The organism is Pseudomonas sp. PS02290, from assembly GCF_029960075.1.
Classification (GTDB): Bacteria; Pseudomonadota; Gammaproteobacteria; order Pseudomonadales; family Pseudomonadaceae; genus Aquipseudomonas.
Genome location: NZ_JASCOY010000007.1, coordinates 25753 through 44885, shown reverse-complemented (window position 1 = coordinate 44885; position 19133 = coordinate 25753). Strand labels below are relative to the sequence as shown.

At 62.3% G+C, this 19133-nt stretch carries 15 protein-coding genes; 8 read left to right on the top strand and 7 right to left on the bottom strand.

All coding sequences use genetic code 11. The annotated features are described in order from the left end of the window. Nucleotides 1–4: 4 nt before the first annotated feature. Both QMX88_RS05940 and hrpB read right to left on the bottom strand, forming a co-directional pair. A complete protein-coding gene (locus QMX88_RS05940) occupies nucleotides 5–2068 on the bottom strand; it encodes a TonB-dependent siderophore receptor (RefSeq protein ID WP_282367242.1) in 2064 nt (687 codons plus the stop codon). Nucleotides 2069–2264: 196 nt separating this feature from the next. Next, complete coding sequence (hrpB, locus tag QMX88_RS05935) at nucleotides 2265–4796, bottom strand: ATP-dependent helicase HrpB (RefSeq protein ID WP_282367240.1); 2532 nt, start codon at nucleotides 4794–4796, stop codon at nucleotides 2265–2267. Nucleotides 4797–4940: 144 nt separating this feature from the next. Between hrpB and QMX88_RS05930 the strand changes: the two genes are divergently transcribed. Then, nucleotides 4941–5366 carry a polyribonucleotide nucleotidyltransferase gene (locus QMX88_RS05930; protein ID WP_122536914.1) on the top strand — a complete coding sequence of 142 codons (426 nt, stop codon included), beginning with the start codon at nucleotides 4941–4943 and terminating at the stop codon, nucleotides 5364–5366. 24 nt (nucleotides 5367–5390) lie between these two features. Next, the gene (locus tag QMX88_RS05925; protein ID WP_282367235.1) at nucleotides 5391–6296 is read left to right on the top strand and encodes a cation diffusion facilitator family transporter; all 906 of its coding nucleotides are present in this window, start codon (nucleotides 5391–5393) and stop codon (nucleotides 6294–6296) included. Nucleotides 6297–6852: 556 nt separating this feature from the next. Here QMX88_RS05925 and QMX88_RS05920 read toward each other — a convergent pair. After that, the gene (locus QMX88_RS05920; RefSeq protein ID WP_192173742.1) at nucleotides 6853–7587 is read right to left on the bottom strand and encodes a DUF6515 family protein; all 735 of its coding nucleotides are present in this window, start codon (nucleotides 7585–7587) and stop codon (nucleotides 6853–6855) included. Between QMX88_RS05920 and QMX88_RS05915 the strand changes: the two genes are divergently transcribed. After that, a complete protein-coding gene (locus tag QMX88_RS05915) occupies nucleotides 7588–8061 on the top strand; it encodes a hypothetical protein (RefSeq protein WP_282367233.1) in 474 nt (157 codons plus the stop codon). A 409-nt stretch (nucleotides 8062–8470) separates the two neighbouring features. Further along, the gene (locus tag QMX88_RS05910) at nucleotides 8471–8950 is read left to right on the top strand and encodes an Lrp/AsnC family transcriptional regulator (RefSeq protein WP_074893299.1); all 480 of its coding nucleotides are present in this window, start codon (nucleotides 8471–8473) and stop codon (nucleotides 8948–8950) included. A gap of 181 nt (nucleotides 8951–9131) precedes the next feature. On the opposite strand, the gene QMX88_RS05905 is transcribed toward QMX88_RS05910, so the two are convergent. The 4 genes from QMX88_RS05905 to QMX88_RS05890 form a co-directional block, all read right to left on the bottom strand. Further along, complete coding sequence (locus QMX88_RS05905; protein ID WP_282367227.1) at nucleotides 9132–9764, bottom strand: rRNA large subunit pseudouridine synthase E; 633 nt, start codon at nucleotides 9762–9764, stop codon at nucleotides 9132–9134. 83 nt (nucleotides 9765–9847) lie between these two features. After that, nucleotides 9848–11311, bottom strand: a complete 1464-nt coding sequence (amn, locus tag QMX88_RS05900) for an AMP nucleosidase (RefSeq protein ID WP_065988354.1) — start codon at nucleotides 11309–11311, stop codon at nucleotides 9848–9850. 93 nt (nucleotides 11312–11404) lie between these two features. Further along, nucleotides 11405–13051 (bottom strand): acyl-CoA dehydrogenase family protein, encoded by a 1647-nt coding sequence (locus QMX88_RS05895; protein WP_282367339.1) that lies wholly within the window; start codon nucleotides 13049–13051, stop codon nucleotides 11405–11407. 200 nt (nucleotides 13052–13251) lie between these two features. Beyond that, entirely contained in the window at nucleotides 13252–15174 is a 1923-nt protein-coding gene (locus QMX88_RS05890; RefSeq protein WP_442969434.1) for a sensor histidine kinase, read from the bottom strand. Nucleotides 15175–15575: 401 nt separating this feature from the next. Here QMX88_RS05890 and QMX88_RS05885 point away from each other — a divergent pair, with 401 nt between their 5' ends. The 4 genes from QMX88_RS05885 to QMX88_RS05870 all read left to right on the top strand — a co-directional run bounded on the left by QMX88_RS05885 (nucleotide 15576) and on the right by QMX88_RS05870 (nucleotide 19129). Beyond that, nucleotides 15576–16373: a hydroxymethylpyrimidine/phosphomethylpyrimidine kinase gene (locus QMX88_RS05885; RefSeq protein ID WP_192173744.1), complete on the top strand. Its 798-nt coding sequence runs from the start codon at nucleotides 15576–15578 to the stop codon at nucleotides 16371–16373. Between the two features lie 23 nt (nucleotides 16374–16396). Further along, complete coding sequence (gene thiE, locus QMX88_RS05880) at nucleotides 16397–17023, top strand: thiamine phosphate synthase (protein ID WP_074892695.1); 627 nt, start codon at nucleotides 16397–16399, stop codon at nucleotides 17021–17023. 57 nt (nucleotides 17024–17080) lie between these two features. After that, on the top strand, nucleotides 17081–18364 hold the full coding sequence (gene hemL / locus QMX88_RS05875; protein WP_282367222.1) for a glutamate-1-semialdehyde 2,1-aminomutase: 1284 nt from the start codon (nucleotides 17081–17083) through the stop codon (nucleotides 18362–18364). A 198-nt stretch (nucleotides 18365–18562) separates the two neighbouring features. Then, nucleotides 18563–19129 (top strand): tetratricopeptide repeat protein, encoded by a 567-nt coding sequence (locus QMX88_RS05870; RefSeq protein WP_282367220.1) that lies wholly within the window; start codon nucleotides 18563–18565, stop codon nucleotides 19127–19129. Nucleotides 19130–19133: the final 4 nt, after the last annotated feature.

Sequence of the window (19133 nt, the reverse complement as noted above, 5' to 3'; positions counted from 1 at the left end):
GCCATCAGAACGTGACGCTGGCAGTCAGCCGCGCAGTTCGGAGCGCTCCCTCCTCCACCTGGAGCGTGCTGCTGCCCGTGGTGGCCGGGTAGTATTCCTTGTTGAACAGGTTGTCGATGTTCAACTGCAGACTGGTCTTGTAGTCATGGGTGGGTAAATCCCAGCGCACAAAGGCATCGGCCGTTGTGTAGCTGTCCAGCCAGAAGCTATTGGCATCGTCGCCCGGCCGCTCTCCGACGTATCGGGCACCTGCGCCGACATGCCACTTGCCGGTTTCGGCAGGCAGCCCGAGTTGATGGCTGAGGTACAGGCTCGCGGTGTGCATCGGCGCATTGGGCAAGCGGTTGCCTTCCTGCTCGGGTGATTCTGCGTTTTTCAGCACTTCCGTGTGGTCATAGGCGTAGGTGCCGATGATGCTCCAGTTACGCGTGATCTCTCCGGTCACATCCAGTTCAACCCCTCGCGAGCGCGCCTTCCCTACCGCCTCGTCAATGCTGTCGCCGTTGCTTTGCAGCACGCTGTTCACAAGGTTTTTCTTGACGATGTCATACACGGCCAGGTTCACGTTGAGCGCCTGGACCGGGCTGTATTTGACACCGACTTCGTAGCTGCGACCTTCGGTAGGCTTGAAGCTGTTACCTGCATCGTCGGCATCATTCGGCACGAAGGAACGGCTGTAGTTGGCGTAGAGCGCAACGTTCTCGGTCGGCTGATAAACAATCCCGCCAAAGGGCAGAAACTTGTCGCCGTTGGAATCCGCACCCGGTGCGTACGAGCTGCCCAGCCCCTGATCGCTGTATTGATCCCAGTGTTCCTGACGACCACCAAACACCAGAATCCAGCGATCGTTAAGGTGCCAGTTGTCCTTGAAGTACGCCGAGGTGGTGACCAGGTTATTTTCGGCGTTGCTCTGGGCGGCACTGACCGTCGCAGGCTCAGCCAGATTGCCGTAGGTGGGGTTCTGGATGTCGAGGTTGCCGGCGGTGCTACTGGCGTTGCGGTAGGTTTTACCGCGGTATTTATCCAGCGACTCGTTGTCCACCCCAACGACAATCTCATGCCGCTGGCCAAACAATTGCTGATCGCCTATGAAGTCCAGCGCGGTGTAGCGGCTCTCGTAGTCATAGTGCCCGCCGTTGGCAATCCGGCGCAGGGTGTCGCCTTTCAAGGTGCTGGGCTGTGCAATCGCCAGGCTGTAACGATCCTCGGTCCATCCATAGGTCAACCGGCTTCGCCAGTCATCATTGAGCTGGTACTCGAACTTCGCGGTGGTGCTTTGGCTGATGCCGACGGTCTTGGCCCAGCGCTCATCCAGACGGTCGCGGTAACTGATGTCCGCAGGGTGGCCGTTGGCGAATACCGTGCCGCGGTCAAAGGGGCTGGCGTAATCGTTGTAGGTGTAGGCCAGCGAGAAACTGGCGCGGTCGCCGACCCAGGCGATCGATGGCGCAATGAGCGTGTGCTCATCGACACCGTAATTACGCCAGTAGTCCTCGTGGGAGCGCTCGGCAACCAGCCGGTACGCCAAGTTGGTATCGCCGAGCGGCCCGGTGGTGTCCACACCAAAGGTCCCGCCGCCTTCACTGTAACCAGAGCCCGTCAAGGTCGTGCTTTGGGTGAACTGCGGTTGTTTGCTGATCACATTGATCAGCCCGCCCGGCTCCAGCGCGCCATACATGAGCGATGCCGGGCCCTTCAACACTTCCACGTGATCGGTGGTAGCGCCGAGATTGCGGCCAATCGCCGAGCGGACCCCGTCCCGCAAAATGGAGTTGTCGTCGTTGCTGCCAAATCCGCGCTTGATCACGGCATCCTTGGTGCCGCCCAACGTATTCGTCTGGGACACACCACTGACAAAGCGCATGGCGTCGTTGAGGTCTTTGACCTTGTAGTCATCCAGGGTTTGCGCAGTGACCGTGTTGACGGTTTGGGCTTCATCCCGATTCTGGGTGGAGGTCTTGCTGGCGGTGCTCCCTTCAGAAACCGTATAGCTTCCCGAGCCGTCAGCCGCATCGCGTGTGGACTGGATGACACTGGGCGCCAACTCGGTGACTGTCTGGGCAGCCATTGCAAAACCAGGTAAGGCAGAACACAGCAGGACTGACGCATGAGTCCGGTTAAAGCGCTTGACCACGAGCTGACTCCATAATTGAAACGAGTGCAAATGCGATTCGTTACTATTACACGGGTTGAGCCTGCATTTACCTCACATGGCGTGTGAAGTTTTTTTTCATTCGCTCGTTGTCATGCCCTTGTACTGCCGTTCACTTCCTCGGCTTCACCCGCGCGGTCGGCTCAGCGATCAGCGGATCGTCTGGCCAATAGTGCTTCGGGTACCGCCCCTTCAGGTCCTTCTTCACCTCGGCATAGGTGCTGCGCCAGAAGTTGGCGAGGTCTTGGGTGACTTGCACCGGGCGGCGTGCAGGGGACAGCAGGTGCAGCTTGACGATCTGCCGGCCGTTGGCAATGCGCGGGGTGTCGGCCAGGCCGAAGAGTTCTTGCAGGCGCACCGCCAGAATGGGCGGGGACTCGCTGTAATCCAGGCGCACCGATGAGCCCGACGGCACGGTCAGGTGCTGCGGCGCCAGCTCGTCGAGCCGCTGGGGCAAGGGCCATGGCAGCAGGTTGTGCAGGATCGATGAGAGGTCCAGATTGCCGAAGTGGCTCAGCCGGGTGACCTTGCCCAGGTACGGCAGCAGCCAGTGCTCCAGCGTCGCCAGCAACCCGTCGTTACTCACATCCGGCCACTGGCTTTCGCTCAGCGTTTGCAGATCCATCTGACGCAACAAACCGATGCGCGCCTGCCACTGGCGCAGCTCGGGCGTCCACGGCAGCAGTTCCAGTCCCTTGCGCCGCACCAGCGCCAGCAGGGCCTGACCTCGTGCGGAATCGTCCAGCCCGGTGAGCGGCTCGCGGCTGATGATCAGTTCACCGGCCTTGCGCTGACGTTCGGCGCGAAACACGCCCTCGCGCTCATCCCAGTCCAGTTGATCGAACTGAGTCACCTGTTCGGCGAGCACTGTGTCGAACAGCTCGGGATCGAACTCGGCGGCGAGATAAATACGCTCTTCGCGCTGGCCCTGGCGGCTGCCCAGATCAGCGACCACCAGCCACGGCTGTTTCATCAACGCGTCTGGCTCGGCGAACAGGGCGGCGCGTCCGTTGGCGAGTCGATACTCCGCTCCGCCGGCACGGCGTTGTTGCGCGACGCGATCGGGATAGGCCAGCGCCAGCAGCGCGCCGAGCCAGCGCGGGTGATCGGGATCGGCGACCGGTTTCCGGACGGTGCCCCTCAGATACCCGCGATATTGCCGCGACAATTGCCGCGCTCGCTGCACGCCGCCCTGTGCGCCTTTCGCCGCGCGTTCTGCGCCGGCCAGCAACGTCAGCCGGCTGTGCAGATCGGCCCCGGCGCCGCGCAGAATGTCCCGTTCACCCAGCAACGCAGCCACGTCGCAGGCCAGCGGGCCTAGACCCAGTTCATGACCGCGCAGCAGCAAATGGGCGATGCGCGGGTGCGCAGGCACCTCTGCCATCGATTGGCCGTGAGCCGTGAGTTTCCAGTCTTCACCCGGCTTGCGCGTCAGAGCGCCCAGTCGGGCCAGCAGGTCCTGCGCCTGGGCATATGCGGCGGCGGGCGGCAGATCCAGCCAGGTCAGTTGCGCCGGTTCGACGCCCCAACGCGCCAATTGCAGTGCCAGACCGGCAAGGTCGGCCTGAAGGATTTCCGCCGCGCCGTAGGCCGCCAATTGATCGTGTTGCGCCTCGGACCACAGTCGGTAACACACGCCCGGCTCAAGTCTCCCTGCCCGGCCCGCCCGCTGAGTCGCGCTGGCACGGGAGATGCGCTGGGTGTCGAGGCGCGTCATGCCGCTGCCGGGATCGAAACGCGGCACCCGCGACAGCCCCGCGTCGATGACCACCCGCACGCCATCGATGGTCAGGCTGGTCTCGGCGATATTGGTCGCCAGCACCACTTTACGTTTGCCCTTGGGCGCGGGTTCGATCGCCGCGCGCTGGGCGCTCAGGTCGAGCTCGCCATGCAGCGGGCACAACAGCACATCGCTGCGATCACCAATGGCATCGGCCAACTGTTGAGTGACCCGACGAATTTCAGCCTGGCCCGGCAGGAATACCAGCACGCTGCCGGACTCGTTGCCCAGCGCGTCGAGCACGGTTTGCACCACCCGCGGCTCGATGAACTCCCCCGGCTGAAACGGCCGCCCCCACTGCATCGACACCGGGAACATGCGCCCTTCGCTGCTGATGACCGGCGCGTCGTTGAGCAAGCTCGACAGACGCGCGCCTTCAAGGGTCGCCGACATCAGCAGAATCTTCAGCGGCTGCTCGTCACGAAACAGCGCACGACCGTTGAGGCTAAGCGCCAAGGCGAGATCAGCGTCGAGGCTCCGCTCATGAAATTCGTCGAAGATCAGCAGCCCGACGCCTTCCAGCGAAGGGTCTTCCTGCAAGCGCCGGGTGAGGATGCCCTCGGTGACCACTTCAATGCGGGTGTTGGGGCCAACCTTGCTGTCCAGACGAATTCGATAACCCACCGTCTCGCCGACGCTCTCCCCCAGCTCGCTCGCCAATCGTTCGGCAGCAGCACGAGCCGCCAGACGCCGGGGCTCAAGCATCAGGATCGTCTGCCCTGCGAGCCACGACTCGTGCAAAAGCGCCAGCGGCACACGGGTGGTCTTGCCCGCGCCCGGCGGCGCTTCGAGCACGGCCTCGTCCCGATCGGCAAGGGCCTGGCGCAGAGCGGGTAGAACAGCGTCGATGGGCAGCGAATTCATGAGAGCTCCAGAAACAGGGCGACGATTATACGGCGAGCCGCTGCGGCTTTGTTCACCCTGCCAACGAACTGTCTTCCCCTACGGATACTCTTATTGATTAGGCATTTGCCTTGTATAGTTGCGACTTCTTATGAGGAGATCCCCATGCGCATTCCATCCCGTTTGATTGGCGGTGTTCTGGTTGCCACGCTGCTGACGCAACTGACCGCGTGCGGCAGTATTTTCTACCCGGATCGTCGTGGCCAGATTCAGGGCAGCGGTCGAATGGACCCCGCCATCGTGATACTCGACGCCATCGGCCTGTTGTTCTACATCATCCCCGGCGTGATCGCGTTCGGCGTGGACTTCGCCACGGGCGCGATCTACCTGCCAAGCGGCAATCAGGCGCAGATCGATCCGCAGAAACTTGAACCGGCGGTGCGCGCTGACGGCACGGTCGACAACCTCAAGCTGCAAGCCATCATTCAAACCGAGCTCGGCCGCACATTGCCGCTGGACGATCCTCGCCTGATCCAGCACAAAGGCAGCGTGCAGCAGCTCGCTGCTCTGGGCCTTGTCCCGTCCGCTTGAGATTCATGATCTAAAGGAAGCGCCATGAGCACCAGCCCCGAACACGCCCGCTTATTGCGTCTGGCAACCCGCGCCTCACTTGCGGTCGCGAGCATTCTGATTGTTGCCAAAGCCGTCGCGTGGTGGCTAAGCGGCTCAGTGAGTCTGCTGGCCGGCCTGACGGACTCGATGCTCGACGGCGCGGCGTCTTTTCTCAATCTGCTGGCGGTGCATTACGCGCTGCGTCCCGCGGACGATGATCATCGCTATGGCCACGGCAAGGCAGAAGCGCTGTCGGGCATGGCCCAGGCGCTTTTTATCGCGGTGAGTGCGTTCTTGATCGGTTTTCAGGCGGTTGACCGCATCCAGCACCCGCAACCCCTCGGCGCCCCCGGGTTAGGTTTGCTGGTGATGGTGTTGTCGATCGGCCTGACGATCGCGTTGCTGATGTTGCAGCACCGTGTGGTGAAGGCCACGGGTTCGGCGGCGATACGCGCGGATTCCCTGCATTACCGCTCTGATCTGCTGCTTAACTTCAGCATCATGCTGGCGCTGGGTCTGGCTTTTTTCGGCTATTCCCAACTGGACGCTTATTTTGGTCTGGCGATCGCGTTCTACATTTTGTGGAGCGCGATTTCCATTGCACGGGAAACGGTGTCGGTGCTGATGGACGCTGAACTGCCTGTGGATGTGAGCGCCAAAATGCTCGAACTGGCAGAAGGCGTGCCCGGCGTACTGGGCGCCCACGACCTGCGCACGCGGATTTCGGGCAATCACTGGTTTGTGCAGTTGCACCTGGAACTGCCGGGCACGCTGACGCTGTCGGTGGCGCACGACCTATGCGAGCAGGTCGAAGCAGCGATTCAGGACGAATTCCCCAAGGCCGAAGTGCTTGTGCACGCGGATCCGCAGGAAGTGGTGGGTCGTGGGGATGGACCGGTTTTGAATTGAGGGCGTCGGTTGTCACACCGCGAATCTGATGTCGCCCAAACCGGCCTCTTCCCGGCTGAAGCCGGTCCTACTATCGGCGTGCGCTTAGTGGGACCGGCTTTAGCCGGGAAAGCGTCGGTTGTTACACCGCAAATCCGATGGTGCTCAAACCGGCCTCTTCCCGGCTGAAGCCGGTCCCATTGACACACCGCGTGCACTTAGTGGGACCGGCTTTAGCCGGGAAAGCGTCGGTTGTTACACCGCAAATCTGATGGTGCTCAAACCGGCCTCTTCCCGGCTGAAGCCGGTCCCATTGACACACCGCGTGCACTTAGTGGGACCGGCTTTAGCCGGGAAGGCGTCGGTTGTCACACCGCAAATCTCATGTCGCCCAAACCGGCCTCTTCCCGGCTAAAGCCGGTCCCATTGACACACCGCGTGCACTTAGTGGGACCGGCTTTAGCCGGGAAGGCGTCGGTTGTCACACCGCAAATCTGATGTCGCCCAAACCGGCCTCTTCCCGGCTGAAGCCGGTCCCACTAGGGCATTCCGAATTCCGGCCTGCGTGCCCGCGCCTTTACTGCTGAATGCTATACCCCCGCCCTGCATAACAACTGGCCATCGCTTGACGGTACACACCGAGCACTTCCGGTGCCGGCTGATACGCTGCGCCTGCCGGGTCGAAATTGCTTTGCTGCACGGCGTAGCGGTAGCAGTCGTAGCGGTCCTGTTCGATTTCCTGTTGCGGCTTGCCTTCAGGCGGGTAGGCGACAACATCGTAGGGATTCGCTGCCTGCTGAACGGGCTGCGGCTGCTGAGGTGAATACACCGGCTCGACGTTCTGCGGAGGCTCGGCGACTACGTATTCCTGGGTGTTCTGCTCGTAGGTGTAATAGGTCCCGGCGGCGACGAAAAACAGCGCGCTGCCGAGCCAGACCTGTTGCGCGTAGTCGGGCAGGTAGCGGACGCGAACGCCCCGTGGAGGCTGGACAACTACATAGCGCGGGCCCTGTGGGCGATACCAGTAACCGCCGGAGTAGAAGTAATCCCCACCGCGGTAAGGCACCCGCGAGTAACCACCCGGCATGCGATCGATCTCGTAACCCGGCCGATAACGCGGGCCCGATCCCCAGCCGTCGCCATGACCACCGGGGCGGCCGGCCTGCCAGTTGCCGTTATCGGGACGACGGTCGCCGTCGCGCCAGCGGTTGTCTCGGGGCTGGTCGCGGTAGAAGCCCTGACGCGGCTCCTGGGTCTGAACCACCGTATCCGGCCGTCCCTGAATGGGCAGACCGCCCTGACGGTCCTGCAATTGACGCTGTTGTTGCTGCTGTTCTTGCTGGCGTCGTTGCTGATCCTGCTGTTGCTGGCGTTGCTGCTGTTGGCGCTGATCGTCACGCTGCTGATTGCGCTCGCGATCCTGCTGCTGGCGCTGCTGATTGGCGCGCTCCTGCTGGTTCTGCTGGATCTGGCGCTGTTGCTGCACCTGTTCCTGCTGGCGCTGCTGTTGTTGCTGATTCTGCTGTTGCTGGCGTTGTTGCTGCTGCTCACGCTGCTGGTTGTCGTTGAAGCCGCGCTGGTTCTCCTGCTGCTGGCGCTGCATCTCGAACCCACGTTGCTGCTGTTGGCGCTGCTGCTGCTCGTTACGCTGCTGTTGCTGCTGTTGATTGTTGTCGTCGGCCAACACCTGAGCACTGATGCTCAAGGCCAAGAGACTGACACCTGCCAAACGCCAGATGCGCGTGTTCATGCTTTCCTCACTACGGCGCGGATACCTATGGGATAGGACTGCGAGTCGGGTACGCCGTTCGCCGCACTCTATCAGCGTGGCGGATGAAACTATAGAAGCGCTCGCTGCGGTGCTGGACAAAAGCCGGGCACAAAAAAAGAGGGCTCGATGGCCCTCTCTGGAATACTTCGTCCTGGCTCGACGCTTGTGGCATCGGCTCACCTCGCATCGTCTTCTGGACAGTGCGTAGCCCGGTGGCCTGATCAACCCTGTCGGGCTGGAGGCCGCGGCTGGCCTGATTCGGCGGGCCGCGCTGGACGCTGTGTCCGGGCAGTGATTCTGGTTAAAAGAATAGGCTTTGGCGGACGACACAGGATTGCGAATATTGCTGGTGAAAACACCACTTGCGCAATAATTCACTTCAGATGAATAATCCTGCGCAATCCATTCAATAAAGGCGCTTATCGTGAGCAAGCTCGACAGATATGACTTGAGTATTTTGGCCGAACTGCAAAAGGACGCGCGCATCTCCAATCAGGAACTGGCCGAACGCATTGGCCTGTCGCCTTCACCCTGCTCGCGCCGCGTCAAACAGCTGGAAGACGACGGTTATATCGTGGGTCAGGTCGCGCTGCTGGACCGCAAGAAGCTGGGCCTTAGCCTGACGGCTTACGTGCTGATCGGCATGGATCGCCACACGCCCGACCGCTTCGAGAATTTCGAGCAGCACATCCGCAACCTGCCGCAGGTGCTGGAATGCAGCCTGGTGACCGGCATCGACGCCGATTACCAACTGAAGGTCGTCGTCCCGGACATGGATCACTATCAGAAATTTCTGCTCGGCCATCTGACCCGCATCGACGGCGTGACCAGCGTGCGCTCCAGCTTCGTGCTCAATCAGGTACTGGCGAGCACCGAACTGCCGCTGGTGCATTTGCGCGGCTGAAGCGCGTCCGCGCAGGTACAGGTTTTTGTGGAAGCGACCGGGGCGCCGATCTACCCTGCTCGCGAAGAGGCCCGTTAAGACGCTGAATAACCGCCGGTAGAGATGACGCCTTCGCGAGCAAGCTCACTCCCACAATGGAACTCAGCAGCATTCGAATTCGGGTCTTGCTGCAGTTCTTCAATCAAAGCTTCGCTGGCACTTCCCGCCACTGCCCCTGATCCAGCCCATCAAGGCTCCAGTCGCCGATCCGCACGCGGACCAGTCGCAACGTCGGCAGGCCGACTGCCGCGGTCATTCTGCGCACCTGGCGGTTTCGGCCTTCCTTGATCACCAGTTCCAGCCAGCTCGTCGGCACGCTTTTGCGAAACCGCACCGGCGGGTTGCGCGGCCAAAGCTCCGGTTCGTCCAGTTGCCGAGCCTGTGCGGGCAGCGTCGGGCCGTCGTTCAATTCGACGCCGTTGCGCAGCTTCTGCAGTTGCTCTTCCGTCGGCTCACCCTCCACCTGCACCCAGTAGGTTTTCGCCAGCTTGTGCTTGGGGTCGGCGATGCGCGCCTGCAATTGGCCGTCGTTGGTCAGCAGCAGCAAGCCCTCGCTGTCGCGGTCCAGGCGCCCGGCCGGGTAGATGCCGGGGATGTCGATGAAATCCTTGAGCGTCGCCCGGCCTTCGCCATCACTGAACTGGGTCAGCACGTCGAAGGGTTTGTTGAACAGAATCAACCGCGGTTCGGCGGGCGGTGCTTTGGCGACACGCCGGGGCGCGCCCGTGCGATCAGGCGAAGGACGGCGGGAATCGGGACGTTGGTGGCGGGGCATGGGAAACCGGTAAAAAAATGACAGAAACAGAAAGAGCCACTTTAGTGGCCCTTTCGTTGAACGCCTAGCGCCTTAACGGAGCCTTATCGGAACGGCGGTTCGTCGAAGCTGCGCAGTTTGCGCGAGTGCAGCGAGTTGAGCTGCGTGCGCATCAGGTCCAGCGCGGCGATGCCGATCTTCAAATGCTGGGTGACCGCCCGCTCGTAAAACGCATTGGCCGAACCCGGCAGCTTGATCTCGCTGTGCAGCGGTTTGTCCGAGACGCAGAGCAAGGTCCCGTAAGGCACCCGCAGGCGATAACCCTGAGCCGCGATGGTGCCGCTTTCCATGTCCACCGCCACGGCGCGGGACAGGTTGATCAGCGGCCGTTCCTGGGCCCAGCGCAGTTCCCAGTTGCGATCGTCGTAGGTCAGGACCGTGCCGGTGCGCAGACGCTTCTTCAGATCGTCGCCACGTTCGCCGGTGACTTGGGCGGCTGATTCCTGCAACGCCAGTTGCACTTCGGCCAGCGCCGGGATCGGAATGTTCGGCGGCAGCACGCGATCAAGAATACCGTCGCGGCGCATGTAGGCGTGGGCGAGCACGTAGTCGCCGATGGTCTGCGACTGACGCAGGCCGCCGCAGTGGCCGATCATCAACCAGCAATGGGGACGCAATACCGCGAGGTGGTCGGTGATGTTCTTGGCGTTGGACGGGCCGACGCCAATGTTGACCAATGTCACGCCATGGCCGTCTTCGGCGATCAGGTGATACGCAGGCATCTGGTAACGGTGCCAGACCACACCGGAGACGATGGCCTGGGCTTCGCCGTAATCCATGCTCTTGTCGACGACGACGTTGCCCGGCAGGACCATCTTCACGAAGCGCGGGTCGTCGCGCAGTTTTTCCAGGCCATGCACGATGAACTGGTCGACGTAGCGGTGGTAGTTGGTCAGCAGGATCCACGGCTGAACATGGCGCCAGTCGCTGCCGGTGTAATGCACCAGACGGCGCAGCGAGAAATCCACACGGGCGGCGTCGAACAACGCGAGCGGCAGCGGATCGGTGTTGGCCCAGTCGTACAGACCGTCAGCGATGCCATCGGTGGCCGCCGACAAATCCGTGCTCGGGAAAACGCGGGCCAGGGTCGCAGCGGTGACGCCGGTACCGGCCAGCTCATCGCCCTGCTCGACAACGTACGGGTAAGGGATGTTCTGCTCGCTGACGCCCACTTCCACCGTCACGGTGAAGTCGTTCATCAACGGCACAAGTTGTTCGAGCAGGTATTTGCGGAACGCCGCCGGGTGGGTGACGGTGACACTGTAAGTCCCCGGCAACTGAACCTTGGCGTAGGCGCGGGTGGTCAGCGGCACTTCGCCCTGGCAGTGGTAGGTCAGGCGCAGCTCGGGGTAGCGAAACGTCAGACGCTCGGCGGCAGTAGGTTCGACGCGGTCTTTCAGGTAGCGCTTGAGCGCCTGGCTCAAGGCGGTGGTTGCCCGTGCGTGCAGCTCAGCGAGCCGGTCAACGGCGTGTTCGGCAGTTTCTACGACAATGAAAGCTTCGGTCACGATGCATATCCTTCTTATCTTGCAAGCGCATATCTTGCCTGCAACAGATGACGAAGGCACGATTTGCCTGCGGCCGACGCGGCAATGGACGCGTTATACCTGCGGCGATGACCGCGCGACCAGCGCCTGAACATCCACCCCGCGCGGCAAGGCGCCGTAGACACGCCCCGGCCGTTCCAGGCGCCCGGCAATAAACCCGTCGCTGACCACTGTATTGCCCGCTTCCAGCAGCAGTTTTGCCTGCAGCGCCACGGCGATGTCTTCGGTCAGTTGACGGGCGCGGTACTGGATGTCGCTGGTGTCCTGAAACGCCTCCTTCAAGCCATGAATATGCGCGGCCAGTCGCCTGTCGCCATGACCGTCGCCCAGCTCATCGAACAGCGCATCCAGCACGCCGGGCTCTTTGGACAGCGCGCGCAGGACGTCCAGGCACTGCACGTTGCCGGAACCTTCCCACGTCGAATTGACTGGCGCCTCACGGTAAAGGCGCGACAGGATGCTGTCCTCGACATAGCCTGCACCGCCCATGCATTCCGCCGCTTCGTTGATCATTGCCGGCGCGCGCTTGCAGATCCAGTACTTGCCCACCGCCGTTACGAGTCGTGCGAAACGGGCTTCGTGACCGTCATCCAGACGCTCCAGCGAGCGTCCCATGCGCAAGGTCAGTGCGAGGGCCGCTTCGCTTTCCAGCGCCAGATCGGCGAGCACGTTTTGCATCAGCGGCTGCTCGCTCAGCACACGACCGCTGACGCTGCGGTGGGCGCAATGGTGCGCGGCCTGGGTCAGGGCCTGACGCATCAGCGCGCTGGAACCGGTCATGCAATCAAAGCGCGTCATCGCCACCATTTCGATGATGGTCGGCACGCCGCGCCCCTCCTCGCCCACCATCCAGGCCAGGGCGCCACGGAATTCCACTTCGCTGGAGGCGTTGGACCAGTTGCCGAGTTTGTTCTTCAGCCGCTGTATGTAGAACGCGTTGCGGGTGTCGTCCGGGCGATGGCGCGGCAGCAGGAAACAGGTCAGGCCCTTGTCGGTCTGCGCCAGGGTGAGAAAGGCGTCGCACATGGGCGCCGAACAAAACCATTTGTGCCCGACCAGTTCATAGGCCTGACCGGGCCCGGGCTGGCCGACCGGATAGGCCCGGGTGGTGTTGGCGCGCACGTCGGTGCCACCCTGCTTCTCAGTCATCGCCATGCCGATAGTCACCCCGGCCTTGTGGGCGATGCCGACGTTGCGCGGGTCGTAGTGGGTGGCGAGGATCTTCGGCAGCCAGGTCTCGGCCAGGTCCGGTTGAAGACGCAGGGCCGGCACGCTGGCGAAGGTCATCGTCAGCGGACACCCGCTGCCTGCCTCGGCCTGGGTGTGCAGATAGCTCATCGCCGCGCGGGCCACGTGGGCGCCTTCTCGGGGATCGGTCCACGGCAGCGACGGGATGCCGTGTTCGACCGCCGTCTGCATCAGTTGGTGATACGCAGGATGAAACTCCACCAGATCGATGCGATGGCCGTAGCGATCATGGCTGGCGAACACCGGTTTGTTCTGATTGGCGAGGAAACCCGCTTCCATCAACGGGCCGCCGGCCAGTGCGCCATAGGCATCGATTCGGTCCCGTGCCCAACCCGCGCCGAAGCGCTGCGACCACTCTTGCAGCGGCAGGTCGATGCGGTACAAGTTGGTGCCGTCCAGAGAAGGCGGCTGATTGGTGACCTCGTGGGTCTCGGCGAACTGATGCAGGTTGATGCGCTGGTCCATGAGGCGACTCCGGTCCGGGCAGCACGCGGCGGTCGTGCAGATGACCTAGTGAATCACGCACCCCGCCCCGGCGACAGCGCCATAAAAGACGAAATCACGGCGGTTTTGCCTTGTCGATGGCTGGCATCAGAGTTGATGCACATCCCGCGGGATGCACGGCCCATGTAGGAGTGACCGGGGTGGCGCTCCTACACCATTTGCGTTGCGATCTGCACATCCAGGCTCAAGCGGAACTGGCTGCCATTGCCCGGCTCGGATTGATGGCTCAGGCGCCCGCCCTGCAATTCAATCAACTGTCGGCAAATCGCCAGACCGATGCCTAGCCCGCCGTATTCCCGCGTCGTCGAGCCATCCACCTGGAAGAAGTTGGCGTACAGCGTCTCCTCATCCAGACGGCTGAAGCCGATGCCGGTGTCGATGACGTCGATCACCAGCCGCACGTGCTCGGCGTCTGGGCGCTGGCCATTGACGCGGATTCTGATCGAACCGGTCTTGGTGAACTTGATCGCATTGTCCAGCAGGCACTCCAGGCACTGGCGTAACTTGACGCCGTCACCGTGCAGGCTGTCCGGCAGCGTCTCGTCCAGTTCCACACTGAGTGCCAGCGCCTTGCTGCGGGCCAGCGGTTCGAAGCCACTGCGCAGCTGAAACAGCACATGACGCAGGCTAAATGGCTCGTTGCGCACGGTGATGCGGCCTGCTTGCAGTTCAGTCAGCGTGAGAATGCCGTTGACGATACCCATCATGTTTTGCGCCGAGTCTGCGGCGGTCTGGCGATACAGCTCGATCTCGCTGTCGGCCACGTCCATCTGCATCAACTCCAGCGAACCGATCACGCCGTTCATGGGGGTGCGCAGTTCATGGGTCAGCGTGGCGAGAAACTCGTCCTTCAACCGGTTGCTCACGGCCAATTGCTGATTGAGGGCTTCGAGCCCCTGCTGCGACTCCGCCATGATCTGCGCCTCGCGCTCACGCATGGCATTGATGCGGTCGGCCAGCGCCAGCGAAAGCAGCGCCACCTCGATCACCGAGCCGATCTGGCTGGCGTACATGGTCCAGAAATCGTTGGGCAGATGCCCGAGGAGCATGGTCGCGTTGACCACTCCGCCGATCAGGAACGCCGACCAGCCGATAATGAAATACCGCGCGACCCGCCGCCCCTTGAACCACGCCGCCAGCCCGATCAGCAGCACCACCGGCGTGAACAGCAAGACCAGCCCGGTCACCAGGCGCAGGGCAACGCCGTAATCCATGCTCAACGCGAGGGCCATGATCACCGCCGAGCAGACCATCATCACCAGCAACGGCACATCCAGCCAGCGACCGAGGCTCGGCGTCTGCAGGAATTTACGGGTGAACTGGCTGGCAAACAGGATCGCGGCAGCAATCAGGAAAGTGGTCGAGGTATTGGCCCACCACGGGTTGTCGGGCCAGAAATACTCGATCGCCGCGCCGTTGACCGACACCTGATACAGCCCGAAGAAGGTGATGTAGAGGATGTAATGCAGGTAAGCGGTGTCGCGCACGCTCAGGTAGATGAACAGGTTGTAGACCAGCATCACCGCCAGCACGCCGTAAATCATGCCGAGGATGTACAGGCGCGACGGCTGCTCTTCTATATACGCGTGGCTGGCCCACAGATTGAGCGGCGCCTGCACCGAGCCGTGACTGGCGACGCGCAGGTAAACGGTCTTGGTCTCGTGGGCGTTCAGGTTGAGATCGAATACGTAGTTGTTCTGCTTAATCTGCCGGCTGGCAAATGGCAGCATGTCGCCGTTGCCGAGGTACAGATCGACGTGATCCATCGGCGGGTAGGCGAGTTCGAGCAACCAGTCGGCGGACGCCTGCGGGTTGGCGGGACGATAGGTCAGACGCACCTTTAGCCAGAACGCCGAGCGCGAGTAGCCGGCGTTAAGCGACTGACCAACAAGGGGGCGGAAGCGCGCGGCGCCCTCGGGGGACGAGACTTGCTGGATGGTCGCATCGCCGGTGGGGTCTTCGAACACCTGGGTGTCGCGCCCCAATGCAAGGGTGCGGGTGTTTTCATCGAAGTCCACGGCGCTGGCGAACATCGGAAACAGGCAGAACAGCGCAATCAGCACTAGGCGCATGGGTCACCGCCTTGGCACTGATGACGGGCGCGAGCCGTCGTGAAGTCGTGGAACGGCTTCGCAATTCTGCGAGCGACCGCTGTATGGGTCGAAAGGGTCAGCGGGCAACGCACTTGCATTTACTCTTTTGGCGGAACAGATGAAGCGCCACAGGATAGCGATTGATAGCTCGATGACACCATCTAAATCTGTGCATTGGGTGAGACGGGTTCGTTCACATGCAGGAGTGGCTTTGGCCAGATTGCCAAGCAGTACAGGCTGATCGCAATTCATCTGGTGGGACCGGCTTTAGCCGGGAAGACGTCAGGCGTCTCGCTGCAAAATGAGGGATGTTCGCACTGGCCCCTTCCCGGCTGAAGCCGGTCCCACTGGCAAAAAGTTTAGTGGTAAGCTCGCGCACCATGAATATCTATAGCTCCCGCCCTGTTGTCCTCTGTCTCTCCGGTCACGACCCCAGTGGCGGCGCCGGTTTGCAGGCGGATATCGAAGCCCTGCTTGCTCAGGGTTGCCACGCCGCTCCCGCTGTCACCGCCCTGACCGTTCAGGACACCGTGAACGTCACTGACTTTCGCGTGCTGGACCGCGAGTGGGTGCTGGCGCAAGCCAATGCCGTGCTCAACGATTCCACCGTCGCGGCAGTGAAGCTGGGGATGTTGGGTTCGCTGGAGATGGTCGACACCGTCGTTGAACTGCTGGCAGCGCATCCGCATCTGCCCATGGTCTGCGATCCGGTGTTGCGTGCCGGTGGCGGCGGTCGGCTGGGCAAGGACGAAGTGGGTTACGCCATGCGCGAGCGTCTGTTGCCACTCGCCACCATCGCCACGCCAAACCTGCCGGAAGCGCGCATCCTCGCCGAACTGCCTGAAGGCACCGCCGATGAATGTGCCGAAAAGCTGCTGCCGTTCTGCGAGCACTTGCTGATCACCGGCGGTCATGGCGATGAGCACGAAGTTCACAACCGTCTGTACATCCGCGGCGGTCAGTCACGCACTTTCACCTGTCAGCGTTTGCCGGGCAGCTATCACGGCTCCGGCTGCACACTGGCCAGCGCCCTGGCGGGAAGACTGGCCCAAGGTCAGGACCTGATCGGCGCTGTGCAAATGGCGCTGGACTACACTTGGCGCACGCTGCGCGATGCCGAACAGCTGGGCCGGGGACAATTCGTTCCGCGCCGCCTGCCGCTGGATTTCTGCTCGTAACGCCACGAAAAAGAGGCACCCTGATGAGACTACGTGGCTTGTATGCCGTGACCGACAGCCAGCTGTTGGCCGGCAAATTCCTGTCTTACGTCGAAGCCGCCCTCGATGGCGGCGTGACCCTGCTGCAATACCGCGACAAATCCGGCGACGAGACCCGCCGCCTGCGCGAAGCCTCGGCGCTGCTCAAGCTGTGCGAGCGCTACAAGACCCGCCTGATCATCAACGACGACGCCGAAGTGGCCGCGCGCCTGGGCGTCGGCGTGCACCTTGGGCAAACCGACGGCTCGCTGCCGGACGCCCGCGCCCTGCTCGGTCACAAAGCCATTGTCGGCGCGACCTGCCACGCACAGCTGGAACTGGCCGACAAGGCCAAGACCGACGGCGCCTCGTATGTCGCCTTCGGACGCTTCTTCAATTCCCAGACCAAACCCGGCGCACCGACCTGCAGCCTCGACCTGCTCAGCCAGGCACGCAAACGCATCAAGCTGCCCATTGCGGTGATCGGCGGCATCACCCTGGAAAACGCCGCGCCTCTGGTGGCCCACGGCGCCGATCTGCTGGCCGTCGTGCACGGGCTGTTCGGCGCTGAAACCACTCAGGAAGTTACGCGCCGCGCCCGGGCTTTCAACGATTTGTTCAAACCCGCCTGATTCTGCATCAGGCCGGTTACGCACTCATTCATTCCCGATTCAAACAGAGACCTCATCATGTCCCGTTCTGAAACCCTGTTCGCCAACGCCCAGAAACACATCCCCGGCGGCGTCAATTCACCGGTCCGCGCGTTCAAAAGCGTGGGTGGCACGCCGCTGTTCTTCAAACACGCGGTCGGCGCCTACGTCACCGACGAAGACGACAAGTGTTACGTCGATTACGTCGGCTCGTGGGGCCCGATGATTCTGGGCCACAGTCATCCGGACGTGCTGGATGCCGTGCGCAAGCAGCTGGAACACGGGCTGTCGTACGGCGCACCGACCGCGATGGAAACCGAGATGGCCGATCTGGTCTGCTCGATTGTGCCGTCGATGGAAATGGTGCGCATGGTCAGTTCCGGCACTGAGGCGACCATGAGCGCGATCCGTCTGGCGCGCGGTTTCACTGGCCGGGACAGCATCATCAAGTTCGAAGGCTGCTACCACGGCCACTCCGACAGCCTGCTGGTGAAAGCCGGTTCCGGCGCACTGACCCTGGGCGTGCCGAGTTCGCCCGGCGTACCGGCGGCCTTCGCCAAGCACACGCTGACCCTGCCGTTCAACGACATCGACGCGGTCAGAACGATGCTCGCTGACGTCGGCCAGGAAGTGGCGTGCATCATCGTCGAGCCGGTGGCGGGCAACATGAACTGCGTGCCGCCTGCGCCGGGTTTCCTGCAAGGCCTGCGCGAGGCCTGCGACGAGCACGGCGTGGTGCTGATTTTCGACGAAGTGATGACCGGTTTCCGCGTCGCCCTCGGTGGGGCGCAGGCGTACTACGGCGTGAAACCGGACCTGAGCACGTTCGGCAAGATCATCGGCGGTGGCATGCCGGTCGGCTGTTTCGGCGGCAAGCGCGAAATCATGTCGCACATCGCGCCGCTGGGCCCGGTGTATCAGGCCGGCACGCTGTCGGGTAACCCGCTGGCGATGGCGGCGGGTCTGACCACCCTGCGCCTGATCAGCCGCCCGGGTTTCCACGATGAGTTGAGTGCGTTCACCACGCGCCTGCTGGAAGGCCTGCAACAGCGCGCCGACGCCGCCGGCATCCCGTTCGTGACCACCCAGGCGGGCGGCATGTTCGGCCTGTACTTCAGCGACGCCAAAGAAATCGTCACTTTCCAGGACGTAATGACCAGCGACGCCAATCGCTTCAAGCAATTCTTCCACCTGATGCTGGAAGGCGGCGTGTACCTGGCGCCAAGCGCGTTCGAAGCCGGCTTTACCTCGATCGCCCACGGCGACGCAGAGTTGCAGCAGACGCTGGATGCGGCAGAAAAGGCGTTCGCCCAACTGAAATAACGGGTAGACCGGGCGCAACGGATTCCGCCCGCGTCTCTACAGCCTGCTCAACCTCCCTGAATTCAGGCCAATCAAGCCCGCGCAGCAGAAAATCAGTAAAGACTTTGTAAGGTTGCCCTCGCTTATTTCATAATGCGCAGCCAGCACGTTTCGCTGGACGGGCATGCCCGCACCTTTTTCAGAGGTAAGTCGACTTCCATGAATCGCACCGGCCGCACCCTTGCATTGGGCTGCCTGTTGCTTCTTCATCCCCTGCTGGCTAATGCAGGTGGCAACTCGTTGTTGATCCCGGCGGTGGGTCGTTGCACCCTCAATACCCAGCCAGACAACCTGCCAGCAGCGTTGTCCGCTTGTCAGCAGGCGGCTCAGGATGGGGATGCGCAGGCGCAATACGAGTTGGGGGAGTTCTACTACGAGGGCAAAAGTGCGCCACGTGACTTGACCCAGGCACTCAATTACTTCGAAAAAGCTTCGTTGCAGGGGCACGCCCAGGCGCAGTACCAACTGGGCTTGATGTTCTTTCGTGGCGAAGGGGTGCAGGCCAACAACATTCAGGCGTATATCGTGCTGAAGATGGCGGCGGTCAACGGTTCGGAAGATGCGCTGGATCAGGCGGACGAAGTGTCCGCACAGATGAAGCGGGAAGATCTCGACGTGGCCACCCAAGTGCTCGGGCAGATCTTCCGCAAATACCTGCTGGAGCTGCAGACCGCTGAAGGACGCACGCCGTTTGCGCCCTTCCCTGCCGACAGCGACAAGCCTTGATCTG

What these genes read in the sequence shown, in the direction of transcription:
- QMX88_RS05940 (WP_282367242.1), bottom strand. Translation starts at nt 2,068, where the DNA reads ATGGCTGCCCAGACAGTCACCGAGTTGGCGCCCAGTGTCATCCAGTCC.
- QMX88_RS05890 (WP_442969434.1), bottom strand. Translation starts at nt 15,174, where the DNA reads ATGCGCCTAGTGCTGATTGCGCTGTTCTGCCTGTTTCCGATGTTCGCC.
- hemL (WP_282367222.1), top strand. Translation starts at nt 17,081, where the DNA reads ATGTCCCGTTCTGAAACCCTGTTCGCCAACGCCCAGAAACACATCCCC.
- QMX88_RS05885 (WP_192173744.1), top strand. Translation starts at nt 15,576, where the DNA reads ATGAATATCTATAGCTCCCGCCCTGTTGTCCTCTGTCTCTCCGGTCAC.
- QMX88_RS05925 (WP_282367235.1), top strand. Translation starts at nt 5,391, where the DNA reads ATGAGCACCAGCCCCGAACACGCCCGCTTATTGCGTCTGGCAACCCGC.
- thiE (WP_074892695.1), top strand. Translation starts at nt 16,397, where the DNA reads ATGAGACTACGTGGCTTGTATGCCGTGACCGACAGCCAGCTGTTGGCC.
- QMX88_RS05870 (WP_282367220.1), top strand. Translation starts at nt 18,563, where the DNA reads ATGAATCGCACCGGCCGCACCCTTGCATTGGGCTGCCTGTTGCTTCTT.
- hrpB (WP_282367240.1), bottom strand. Translation starts at nt 4,796, where the DNA reads ATGAATTCGCTGCCCATCGACGCTGTTCTACCCGCTCTGCGCCAGGCC.
- QMX88_RS05930 (WP_122536914.1), top strand. Translation starts at nt 4,941, where the DNA reads ATGCGCATTCCATCCCGTTTGATTGGCGGTGTTCTGGTTGCCACGCTG.
- QMX88_RS05905 (WP_282367227.1), bottom strand. Translation starts at nt 9,764, where the DNA reads ATGCCCCGCCACCAACGTCCCGATTCCCGCCGTCCTTCGCCTGATCGC.